Here is a 12516-nt window from a genome sequence, read left to right on the forward strand (position 1 = left end):
GGCTACGGAGGACTGACGCTTTCGAGCTACGAAGGACAGGGATTTTCACAAGATTCCTTTCTGGTTCGGGTTGAGCCATAAGGATGTGGTTTGAATCTGTGTGAATCGTGTGTAATCTCGTGGTTTCGAGTGTTACGCCTAGACCCTTGTAACCACAGATTAACACACCCTCCTTCGCTTCCTCCTTCGCCATAATCGGCTACGTAGGACTGACGCTATCGAGCTACGAAGGACAGGGATTTTCACAAGATTACTCTTCTGGTTGGGGTTTAGCCATGAGGATGTGGTTTGAATCTGTGTTAATCTCGTGTAATCTCGTGGTTTCAGGGTCGTGAAAAGCGTTGACGGGGTTCTGTGGCTAGGGTAAAATGGCCTTGGTTAACCAGTTTCCAGAATTATAAGGAGGCACCAGTGAAGAAAAGGACGGTCTTTGGCACCCTTTTGGTCGTAGTCGCGGCTTTTTGTGCGCTCTTTCTCATTGTGCATCCCTGGACTCAAAGACCAGTCAAGTTTGAGAAGAAGCCGACCAAAAGGCCGGGTGAATGGTTTCTGATCCAACGCGCATACCCCCAGTTCAAGATAAACTACGAAGTTCTTGATCAGGCGCGTCTCCAGGCTCAGGAGATGAGAGCAAAAAGCCTGACCCAAATGCCCGTCGCGTGGAAGGCTGCTGGCCCAACAAACGTAGGCGGACGGATTGCTGATCTCGCAGTTGATCCCCGATCCAATGACACCATATATGTGGGAGCCGCAAGCGGCGGAATTGTCAAGTCCACCGACGGCGGCATCACATGGGAAGAGATTTTTGACGACCAGCCCAGCCTTGCCATCGGTGCCGTAGCCGTCGATCCAAATAACCCAAGGACCATCTACGTTGGAACCGGTGAACCAAATGCTGGGGGCGGGAGTGTCACTTATGGAGGGTCGGGAGTCTTCAAGTCAACTGATGCTGGTGAAACATGGGAGAATATTGGATTAGGAGAGAGCAGGTACATTGGAAGAATCATTGTTGACCCAACTGACTCGAATCGGGTCTTCGTGGCAGCAAATGGTGGACTCTTCAGCAAAAATCCGGAGCGAGGCGTCTACAGGTCTGAAGATGCGGGCGGAAGTTGGAATAGAGTACTGTACCTTAACGACTCCACGGGCGCAGTTGATATCGCCATAAATCCTATCAACCCTGAGACTCTGTACGCCGCCATGTGGATGAGGATAAGAGGACCTGATTACCGTACCTTCGGTAGTGATGACTGCCGTCTTTACAGGACTACAAATGGCGGAGACTCATGGCAAGAGCTGGCCGGAGGTCTTCCCACCGGAGCGAACGTTGGCCGAATAGGGGTCTCTGTCTGCGCGTCAAACCCAAGGACTCTCTATGCCATCTACGCGGACGCAACTGGTTATTTTCTCGGCGTCTACAAATCGACTGATGGTGGCGATTCCTGGGCAAGGACAAACGATACCGGTTTTACCAGTTTCTACAGTTCATATGGCTGGTGGTTTGGAAACGTGAGGGTCGATCCAACCAATGAGAACAAGGTTTTCGCGCTGGGCATTACCATGTACAGAACCCTAAATGGCGGAGCAAACTGGAGTAGGGTGGCCCAGAGTACTCATGTTGACAACCACGCCATCTACATTGACCCAAGTGATCCGAACTGGATTATTCTCGGTGATGACGGAGGAGTGTTCGTTTCAACAAATGGAGGCACAATCTGGAGCAAGTCGTATCATCTCCCGGTGACTCAGTTCTACACCATACACGTAGATTTCAGCAATCCGCTCCGTATCTACGGAGGCACTCAGGACAATTCCACAGTCAGAACTCTAACGGGCAGTGTGAGCGATTGGGACATAATACTTGGGGGTGACGGATTCTATGTGAATGTCGATCCCACCAATTCTGCAATAATCTACGCCGAATACCAGTGGGGCAATCTCTATAAGTCCACAGACACTGGCAACTCCTGGGATGATGCGACCAATGGAATCAGTTTCTCAGACAGACGGAACTGGTCTACTCCTGTCATAATAGATCCTAGCAATCACAATACTCTTTACTACGGCACCTATAGGCTGTACCGCACGAGGAACGGAGCGAGCTCGTGGAGTGCCATCAGCAGTGACCTGACATACGGTCCGGGATCTGGGAACATAACTTTTGGAACGATAACCACAATAGCTGTCGCCCCCAGCGACAGCAACTGTATATACGTTGGAACAGATGACTCCAACGTCTGGGTGACACTCAACGGTGGTAACAACTGGAACCATATATCCGATTTACTCCCTGATAGATGGGTCACTCGCGTCGCGGTGGACCCCTATGACGCATTAACAGCCTATGTCACTTTTTCTGGATTCAAATGGGACTCTCCGCTTCCGCACGTATTTCGAACCACTGATGCTGGAGTCTCCTGGCAAGACATAAGCTCCAATCTCCCCGAGGCTCCTGTCAATGTCATAGTCGTCGACTCACTCCATCCAAATGTTCTCTACCTGGGTACAGACGTCGGTACGTTCTACAGCACAAATATCGGATCGACCTGGGCTCCACTGGGGACGGATTTTCCAAATAGTTTCGTTGCTGACATGGTGTTGCATAACCCCACCCGGACACTGGTTGCTGGAACTTACGGCCGTTCGGCGTTCAAGCTGGACGTGACTGACATTGTGGGACTGGAATCATCAAAGCCCCTTGCACGGCCTGCAATGTTCGAACTGTACCAGAACCGTCCCAATCCGTTCGACTCCAGAACCACAATCTCCTTCAGTCTGACCAAACCATCCAGCGCGGTGCTGGAAATATACAACACCGCAGGAGCAAAGGTGAGGACGCTTGCCGATCGAACCTTTGAATCTGGAACTCATCAGGTGTCATGGGACGGTAGGGACAGTTCAGGCAGGCCTCTACCGGCCGGCAGTTATATTTACAGGCTGCGCACACAATATCACTCCAGGTCAAAGATGATGATAATTTTGAAATGATGTGAAAATAGGGAATGACATGTCTGTAGATCGCAAGACCAAAAGCTGGCTGGACAACATTGCTCCGTTCAACGCGCACAAAATGCGTTTGAAGAAAAAGAAGAGCGCTCTTCTCGTAATCGACATGCAGAACTTCTTCGTGGGATCAAGATCTGGAGGACTGGGGCCGATAGACCCAGCCGTTCTCAAGAATGTGAAGCACTTAATACACGCGTTTCGTAAGGCCGAACGGCCTGTCATCTATACGAGGCATGTCCACAAGGCTGACGGAAGCGATGCTGGCATCCTGGGGTGGTGGTGGCCGGACATGATTGTGGAGGGATCATCCAACAGTGAGATACACCAGGACATAAAGCCTCGATCTGATGACAAAGTCATCACGAAGCACAGATACTCAGCATTCTATAACACAGACCTGGAAATAGTCCTCAGATGTCAGCAGATTGAGGATCTCGTTATCAGTGGAGTCATGACCAATCTCTGCTGTGAGTCGACAGCTCGGGATGCGTACTTCAGGGACTTTAGAATCTTCTTTGTGGCGGATGCCACAGGTACCGCATATGAGGAGATGCACACCGCAACTCTTCTCAACCTTGCCTACGGCTTCGCATACGTAACAACAACTGAGAACCTCCTCACCCAACTGTAGCCCCGCAACACGAAACTGCGAAAATCGAAAATAAAACCTGGAACCACGAGATTACACGAGATTAACACAGATTCAAACCACATCCGCATGGCTTAACCCGAACCGGAGGAATAATCTTGTGAAAATCCCTGTCCTTCGTAGCTCGAAAGCGTCAGTCCTCCGTAGCCGAATATGGCGAAGGAGGAAGCGAAGGAGGGTGTGTTAATCTGTGGTTCCAAGGGTCTAGGCGTAACACTCGAAACCACGAGATTACACACGATTCACACAGATTCAAACCACATCCGCATGGCTCAACCCGAACCAGAAAGGAATCTTGTGAAAATCTGTGATAATCTGTGGTTACAGAGGTTTAGCTGCTGACGGCTGAGAGCGTGCAGCTAGTCGGTGTTATCCTTTCCCGAGGATAGCCAGAGCCTTTGGGCCACAGTTGAAGACTAAGTCAACAATGGAAAGGTTGGGAATGAAGTCTCCCCAGAGCTGAGGGTACCCGGGACATCTGTAGCTGTAATAATCAATCTTGATACCATTCTTGTGGAAAAGCTCCTCTTCAAGATGAGTTCTGGAAGTAATCATGGTTACATAGACATCTGCTTTCAACTTTTCACATATTTCAACAAGAAGGGACGTCCCCTTTGATTGTGTTCCCAGTTCAGAAGAAAACCTTAACGCCACATCAATATTCAGTTGCTTCAAGAAATACTTCAACAGCGAAGCATTCACATCCACCAACATGTTCCAGTTTTCCCGATACGTTCTTTCCAAGAACCCAAGATGGTCTTCAAGAAATGGGGACCTCTTGTATGAGTGGATGAGGCTCCCGATGTGCTTCTGTGCCCAGAGCCTCTCGTTCAACACTTCTACATCTTTGATTCGCTGCAGCCCTCTCCCCTTCTTCTTGACAGGAACGGTAAGCCATGTCTGGCCACGAGGAGTCTTTATCCTGTTCCTGTTCACCCAGGAGGAACCTCTGGGAAACTGGACGGAATCGAGCAGGACAAGAACATCTACCCTCATAGCTTTGTAGAAAAAACCCGGCCACGGCAGATAGGTTGGCTGATGACACGCTACTTTCATTCCGCCCAAATCCCCCAGCCCGGAAATTGAGAAACTAAGAAAATGAGAAACTCAAACCCAAAACGCGCTAGCAACCTGAGAATTGACAAGTGGCGTTCTCGTACAGCGTATAGCGTGCAGCCGTCTTATATCTTACATCTTACAACTGGTTCTTGTGAGAATCTGTGTTAATCTGTGGTTCCAGGTTTTTGGCTGTTAGCAACAGACAGTTGATGGTCCTACAATCTGCTGCTCGTGTCAATGAAGCAGGATGAGTTTCTCTGTCGCCTGACCGTTTTCAGATGAGAGATTTACGAAGTAGGTTCCTGCGCGGAGGGGTTTGCCCTTCACGTCCCTCCCATCCCACAGGACTGAGACGCGAGAGCTCGAACAAGACGAATGCGGAAAAGCCATCACCATTCTGCCGGCAACATCATACACCTTGATCAACCATGGCGGGTTCGCCCCAAACGCCGCGGTTATTGTGACCGTGGAGGTGAAAGGATTAGGATTGCATAAAAGAATAGGCGCGTGACGCTTTTCCTTCACTGTTCTTTCTTCAATACCAACCTCATCATCTATTTCCAGCCTCATCATCCAGTCGCCAGTCGTTCTCTGAAACCAGAAAGGAGGTAGCACAGTGTAGTATGAACACGAATCTATGGGTGGTGTCATATCTTCCCCCACAAGAGGACCAACTGCCGCTTTGGGCCATATCGCCGTGAGCCAGATCTCATCGCTCAGAGGAACTGTCACATCAAATTCTGCCAGCGCCCAGGTGGTTCCTGCGTCGGCCCTCACCCCCTGGACCACTTCATATGAGTTCTCCAGATCAGGCCTCCCCTCCCCATCATCAGGAGATAGATATACCTCTTCAAACGGGAGAGTATTACTAACCAGGATTTTCCCCCGCACAACATGAAAAGGAGCATAAGGAGGCTGAAATCTCACAGTAATTGCCAGAGTCGATATTGGAGAACCACTCACAATGTACCAGCCCTCGGATGTACCGTCATCGTGCGCCATATCCGCGTGTTTGGACACGCGAACATACCTCCCCAGTGTGTCCAGACTCGCGTCGTCATTGGAACTGAGTGTCACGGTGAATTGCACCAGGCAGATCCCCTCTTCAGGAATCCACTCCTGGAAGACAACAAGGGCAGTGTCTCTGGCCCCGAGATCCGCGACTACTACTGTGTCTCCATAGATGGGGACGTGGGTCAAAGAATCCATGACTATGCAGGTGACCGTCGGAGACTCACTAGCAGAACCATAGTTCTTTATGCTCACGATTGGATTGCGCGGAACAGAAGTGAATTCCTCCGTAAGAGGAGAGTGAATAACGATCGGATTCACATCGTGAGTGACTGTATAGAATCGAACAGCCAGACTATCTTCGATTGCTCCTTCTGGTGTACCATTGAAACTGAACGGCAGGCCTATATCACCTTCACAGTTCTCTATTCCAACAGATGAGGAATCGACATAAACAGAATCTTCCATGCTTAGATACTGAAAGAGGACCGAACCATCATCCAGCAGGACTGTCTGAAAAGTGAAGGGGCTCGATCCACGCCTATGAGGAACCGCAAGCCACGAGGCAACAAACTCGCTCGAATCCTGGTAGACAAAGACAGAACCCGCGTTTGAGGGGTCCAGGTCCGTCCAGAAAGGTGCCAGGAGACAGTTCGGCTCCTTGACGGATGGTATAAGAGAATGGTGAAACTGGTGACTCCGTGAGTTGAAGCTGAGCCATCCATTTGAGCAGACGAACACCGAATCACAAACCCTGTCGTAGAACGTAGACTGGAACCCAATATAGAATGGACCTTCATTGTCATCATCAAGCATCTCAAGATGCTGTCCGACACCTGAGATGTCGCGCCATGCGAACACGGGTCCGCCTGAATCCCTGGAAGTTACATATCTATAACCCCAGTCGTCAGGACTAGATGCACAAACAGGAAAGGGCAGAGCGCAGATTACAAAGGACAAAACGACGATGAAAGGGAGTCTCATTCTATTTTCACCACCTTGGCTGAGAGGTTTCTTTTCCCGGAAGAGAAGTTGCAGAAGTAGACACCGTCAGGCAGAGGTCTGCCTGCATCATCCTTACCGTCCCATCTAACAGTAGCACGAAGCTCGGAGCTTCTCATATCACCAAGCGCAAGCTTCCTCACCAGCCTTCCAGCCGCATCGAAGATGCGGATAGGACTCTTCTTGACACCAAACTCATGTCCTGAAATCGAGATTGTCGACGCCTTGTTGAAAGGATTGGGCCACACAGAAATACGAGCAGCACCCGTCCTCGACTTGACCTCTCTTTCTGCAACACCAATATCGCTGTTCCGATACAGATAAACGTTAACATAAACAGACTGCGCGAGACCAATCTCTTCTGAGTTGCTGAATATGCAGAAGTAATCCTCATTTGTGGGTAGAGTCAGCCACGTTACCGCATTGTTCAGCCTCCTGTGAATCACATACGAATCAAAATCCAGATCGTTTGAGAACTGATCGAAGTTGGCCTCATCTACCATGAAGAAGTCTATTTTCCCCGGATAGAGTTGGTAAGCCCACTGATTGTTGAAGTGGTCATTGTAGCAGTCAATACCATACACTATTTCATTCACAACGGAATAGTTGAGCTCCACCAAGTAGTTCTGTTCTGGATTGCCCGGGAGTGTATCTGGATGAGCTTGCGTGTGAGGAACCTCGCCTTCTAGGTTTCTAATCCAATAGATGTGCTCCCCGGGAACCGCTTCCGTAGAGTCGATTATCTTTTCGGGAGATGTGTAGCCAAGAGGGGATTCAATAGACACATAGTAGTTCTGGTGATCTCCCAGAGTCGTGGTAAAAACCCCGTACTGGTTGGTGGCGCCATTGAAACATGGCCATAAGGCAGACTCAGAGTTCGGCCACATTTCACTGAACAGTTTGACAAGTGCCGCGTCGACCGGCTCACCATTCTTATCTTGAACGATCACACTGAGACTACATGATTTGGAATAACGTTCCACATCACTCCACTGATACCCGTCCATCCGCCAGTTCCATATGGCCGAACAGTCCTTTCCCCCACCGTGATCCCTATCATAGGCTATCCGTGGATTGTTGATGTGAGTTGGGCCGAACCCCAGATCGCACTGGTAGGGACGCCAATCGCCATCCCACCAGAACGCATTCCAGACATGGTCTTCATTTATGTCGTGCGTGCAGACTGTCGGTATTAGTGCAGTTCTGGCTGCGGCACACAGAAGGTCCTGAAGCTCGCCGCAGTTTCCGTTGTGCTCATGCGCTATCACGTTGGGCTGATGCGGCCTGTTACCCGATGCTCCAAACGGAACCGTATATGTCGTCCAGTTGCCGACTATGTCGACTGCCGTGCAGGAGTCGGCGAAGGACCTGCCCGCTGGAAGGTCTCTTCTTAATCCGTCCCACAGAACGTGCGCATAGGTAAGAGCTGTGTCCAAAAGAGGATAGCCTGAGTCAGCCTGCGTATAGAGGTATTCTCTCCAGAAGTAGTTGTAGACGGATGCGTCCATCCTCGGAAGCTCATCCGAAGCTTTTGGGCTGACCACCCACCAGTAGTATATGTCTCTAGGCACTTCCTGCTCGACTGTATCACCAAGTTCATCCAGGACCTTGTAGGAAGTTGTGGAATAGTAGTTGCCACCTAGATCTGGATCCCCGTAGTCAACGACGGTCACATACTCAAGATCCACGTCGATCTCGTAAATCCAATACACGTTCTCGACAATCAAGTCCGGGTCAAAGCCACCATAGACGAGAGTCTGTGGAGAAAGATGAGCAACCTGAAAACAGACTTCATCGTAGTACCTCTTATCCGGGCAGTTTAGAATCAGATCCGCGTAAATATCCTGGTGAGCACTATCCATTCTTCTGAAATTATCCTTGAGATCCAACCTGAGCCAGTCAGGAGCTTTAGCCAGAGCCTGCCCGGCAAGCGCTGTCAATTGGTCGGGAAGCAGTGTGTCTTTCAGAGCTTCTTCCGAGTAGTCGAAGTAGACGCAAAAGCTTTGAGAGCCAGGCATTACCCTGTGTGTCTTCAAGGAATCTATCAAGACCCACGATATGCCCCTTTCCATTTCGACTGAATAGACTTCTCCCGTCTTCTCTATCACTTCTGGGAGGCTATGGACAATCGTTCCTTTCGAGTCTTCAGGCACGACAGGTTCAGCAGTTGTCGTCACTCCCGTCTGCGCCCCGTACACAGAAAGAGGAGTAAGAAGCAGCACTGCAATGACCAACTTCTTCATATCTGCCCCACTTGTTGCTGGTTAAACGGAGCCAACACAAAAACGTCTCTCAGTCAAAATATGGATTAGCCAATACAGGTGGCTTGGGTGTTTCACCAGAAGCCTTCTTAAGTTCCATCTCCTCAACGAGAATTGAAGGGCTCACGACCGATGTGGGGATGCCAGGCCCGAAAGGCGTAAGCACGCTCAGAAAGCTGTGCACATATTCTTCGTCTCCTGTACCCACAATGTCCTTCATCATTCGCAGGATCACGCCAGAAAATTCGCATCCCCTGATGAGTTCCTTCTTTCCCGTTTTTAGATCCACCCTGTAAACGGTCACAGGATCAGGAAGAAGACCTGGTGGCTTCTGCCCCTGTCCAAAGAAATACGACATCCCCATTTCGCTCTCTTTCGTGAACTTTGGCTCAGGCATCTTCTCTACTATCAGTCCGTATTCGAGATCGAAGTCCTTGCACATGTTCTTGAACTCCACCATGAGATCATTTGCAGACATCGTCTTCTCCGACTTCACTATCATATTTCCCATCCTGCCCACTGCATTGCCCTGTTCTGCTCTGCCATGTCCGTTACTCTTCTGCACTTTTTTTGTCGGTCTCCGGCTCATCAGAAGTCCGGTCAGTTTACCGTCATCGACGACCTGCACACGCTCTGCGGCCACACCGTCATCATCTACAGTATAGTACCCCATTAACTCTTTTCCTTTCCACGCCTTCAGCTGCGGGTCGTCTGTGATATCGATGAACTCGGGAAGCACCTTCCTTCCGAACTTACCAGCAAGCTTTCCTCCGGGGATCATACCAAGGAGCATCTTATTCTCTGCTAATGGGGCCCTCGGATTGCCAATATTCTCACCGAGAAGTTGCTCAAAGAACTCTGCCGATGCCTGGCCCGTAAAGAGAACTGGTCCCAGATAGTCTTCAATAGTACTAGCCTTTGCCTTCTTTGTCAGGGAAGCTGCCATATCTTCTGTTTCTTTCTCAATCTCAGAAAGTGGTGCCAATCCTTTCTCACTGCTGGAATAGAAACTGATGAAGTCTGAAACTTCCATTCCATCGTTCGCCTGTGCTGTCGCAGTCACCTCCAGTCCATACAAGACCCCGGGCCGCAGATGCTTCGAACCTTCACTGTTCAGGAAGTACTGATTGGAGACGACGGCGAAGAAACGAACCTTGGACTGTCTTATAGCAGGATGCTTCTTGAATAAGCTTGAGATCCTGGCCACTCTTTCATCCCAGACCTTTTTGCTGGCAGTCAGTTCAGCTCTCGGCTCGACACTGGAATAGGCCTTCACGCGGCTCATGTCATCAGGCATCTCCTCAAACGTTTTCGTTTTGACATAGGCACGTTTCTGAGAGATCGTTTCCAGAGCAGACTTATACGCATTGTCAGTGGCAAACCACAGCTGACGTCGTAACGCATTGTAATCGTCGTCAGTGACTAATCTCTTGGGGCGTGTGAAAGAAAAACTGTATCTTCCAGAGGCGTAGTTCGTATTATCGAACTCGTACCCCCCAACCCTTAAATCGACATAAAGGTCTCGGTATCTATCCTCATCCGATAACGTAACCGCCCCGAAAGACCCTTCTATCTCCATGCTGGCCACATCTTTTACCGTATATTCTATATAATATGGCCTCTCCAGCTTCTTCATCTTCAGTTTCTTTTTTGACCTTTTGAGTTCGTCATTCATTGCTTTCATGAGGGGATCTTCAGATATCCTGGAAACAGCTTTTGAGTCGGGGGCGGCTAGAATCGGTGGCTTGTCCTGCTCTTTCACCTTTTTCTCCACTTCAATTTCTGAGACGAGGATGCTGGGTGAGATGGCTGAAACTGGGACCCAACCCGACTCCGCGCCACAAGTACCGTTGAAGATATTATCATCGTCAGCAGTTTCTATTATCTTCGCAAAACACGTCAGAGGTGTACCCACTATGTCGACTCCCCTCACGACCTCATCCGGTCTTCCGTCTGCATAAACCCTGTAGACTAGAAGCGGCAGGACCTTGAACGCCTGCGGCCCCCACCTTCCCATCGAGGTGAAACCCCCTGAAATGTCTTCAAAGATGAGGCCATAGGGCCTCCCTTGTCTCTTGCATTCTTCAACGAGTCGAGCCCTTAGCTCAGGAAAACTCACCTTCTTGCTGGATTTAATAATCAGGTTTCCCTGCCTGGACACGACTTTTCTCCCATGCTGTTTCCTCCCGTGGCCATTGGATTTCGGGAAACCTTTTATGGGAGAGCGCGACATTAGGAAGTTCTTCAGTACCCCATTTTCAACGACGACTACCTTCTGAGAAGGAACGCCTTCGTCATCGTATGGATAATAGCCCCGAAGAGGTATGCCCTTGAATTCCTTGAGACTTGGGTCGTCATAGACGGATATGAAATCAGGAAGCACCTTCTTTCCAACCTTCTTGGTGAAGGTTTGTCCGGACATCTCGCTTTTCTGTCTGTGTCCTTCTATTCTGTGCCCAAAGATCTCATGGAAGAACACACCGCTCGCCTTGCTCATCAGTATGGCGGGGCCTATGTAGGGCTCCACCAACGGTGCCTTTCTCAACTTATCCAGTTCTTCTACGATACTGTCAACCGCCGCAATCAGAAGCTCAGTTGATACTACCTCTTCAAGGTTGGCTGCGTGATAACTCCTCGTACGATACAGCCTCATACCATCATCTGCTTTTGTCTCACCAAAGAGAGAGACACGAATGAAGTTCCGTCCAAACTGGAGTTTTGTTCCTTCACTGTCAACTATGTACTTCGTCTCCGACTTGACGCTCATGGAGGCTCTCGAGGTCAGTATATGCGGATAATCCTTAAACCTGGCAGAGACTCTCTTGAGAATTGCCCTCCATGGGGCGGAATCGAAGGATACGTGAGGGTGGTCAGAAACATAGACATGCGATTTTTCTTTTGAGAAATCAGGGGATGGGTCCTCCTCTGCAACCTTTACAGCCTTTTCGCTTTTCACCCTTATGTATCTCTCCTGCGCCTCCTTAAAGGCCCTGTCGGTTGCCAGCCAGAGGGAATTCTTTATCGCGTCCGGGTCATCTGACAAAGGTATCCTAATCTCCCCTGGCATATAGAACCGGAAGCCACCCCCACCTCTCAATTCGTGTGTATTATCCATGGAATAGTCACCGACCCTCACTGCCACATCCAGAAACCGGCTTCTATCATTATCGTCGGCCTGTATGGCCCCATAAGATGCGCTTACACTATATGTGGTCATATCCGTGACCTGGTACTGAAGGTAGTAGAGCCGGGCATACTCTTTTCCTTTCAAGTTCTTCATGGAACGGTCCAGCTCTTCACTCATCGCCTTCAGAAGAACGCTTTCTCCTGCCAGCGCGTCCGAGGCGAGAACCTGGATTGTCAGAGCCACCAATACAAAACAGAACAGAACACCCCTTTTCATCACTCCTCCTTGCTTAAATTAGAAAACAGAAGGTGAAACCTGAAACCACGAGATTACACGAGATTCACACAGATTCAAACCACATCCCTATTGCTAAATCCAAACCAATAGAATAATCTTGTGAA

At 49.6% G+C, this 12516-nt stretch carries 6 protein-coding genes; 2 read left to right on the forward strand and 4 right to left on the reverse strand.

What is annotated here, in order from left to right; genetic code table 11:
* The first annotated feature begins 411 nt into the window (after positions 1-411).
* Both E3J62_04490 and E3J62_04495 read left to right on the forward strand, forming a co-directional pair.
* Complete coding sequence (locus tag E3J62_04490) at positions 412-2988, forward strand: T9SS type A sorting domain-containing protein (protein TET46313.1); 2577 nt, start codon at positions 412-414, stop codon at positions 2986-2988.
* Positions 2989-3007: 19 nt separating this feature from the next.
* A complete protein-coding gene (locus E3J62_04495; protein ID TET46314.1) occupies positions 3008-3637 on the forward strand; it encodes an isochorismatase family protein in 630 nt (209 codons plus the stop codon).
* A gap of 387 nt (positions 3638-4024) precedes the next feature.
* Here the strand turns inward: E3J62_04495 and E3J62_04500 are convergent, their stop codons facing one another.
* From E3J62_04500 to E3J62_04515, 4 genes are all read right to left on the reverse strand, one after another.
* Complete coding sequence (locus E3J62_04500; protein ID TET46315.1) at positions 4025-4711, reverse strand: hypothetical protein; 687 nt, start codon at positions 4709-4711, stop codon at positions 4025-4027.
* A gap of 237 nt (positions 4712-4948) precedes the next feature.
* Complete coding sequence (locus E3J62_04505; GenBank protein ID TET46316.1) at positions 4949-6709, reverse strand: T9SS type A sorting domain-containing protein; 1761 nt, start codon at positions 6707-6709, stop codon at positions 4949-4951.
* Positions 6706-8970: a T9SS type A sorting domain-containing protein gene (locus E3J62_04510; GenBank protein TET46317.1), complete on the reverse strand. Its 2265-nt coding sequence runs from the start codon at positions 8968-8970 to the stop codon at positions 6706-6708. Before E3J62_04510 ends, E3J62_04505 begins: the two co-directional genes overlap by 4 nt.
* Positions 8971-9019: 49 nt before the next feature.
* On the reverse strand, positions 9020-12391 hold the full coding sequence (locus E3J62_04515) for a hypothetical protein (GenBank protein TET46318.1): 3372 nt from the start codon (positions 12389-12391) through the stop codon (positions 9020-9022).
* Positions 12392-12516 lie beyond the last annotated feature (125 nt).

It is taken from the genome of candidate division TA06 bacterium (genome assembly GCA_004376575.1).
Taxonomy (GTDB): Bacteria; Hydrothermota; DG-26; order E44-bin18; family E44-bin18; genus E44-bin18.

What these genes read in the sequence shown, in the direction of transcription:
- E3J62_04495 (TET46314.1), top strand. Translation starts at nt 3,008, where the DNA reads ATGTCTGTAGATCGCAAGACCAAAAGCTGGCTGGACAACATTGCTCCG.
- E3J62_04500 (TET46315.1), bottom strand. Translation starts at nt 4,711, where the DNA reads ATGAAAGTAGCGTGTCATCAGCCAACCTATCTGCCGTGGCCGGGTTTT.
- E3J62_04505 (TET46316.1), bottom strand. Translation starts at nt 6,709, where the DNA reads ATGAGACTCCCTTTCATCGTCGTTTTGTCCTTTGTAATCTGCGCTCTG.
- E3J62_04510 (TET46317.1), bottom strand. Translation starts at nt 8,970, where the DNA reads ATGAAGAAGTTGGTCATTGCAGTGCTGCTTCTTACTCCTCTTTCTGTG.
- E3J62_04515 (TET46318.1), bottom strand. Translation starts at nt 12,391, where the DNA reads ATGAAAAGGGGTGTTCTGTTCTGTTTTGTATTGGTGGCTCTGACAATC.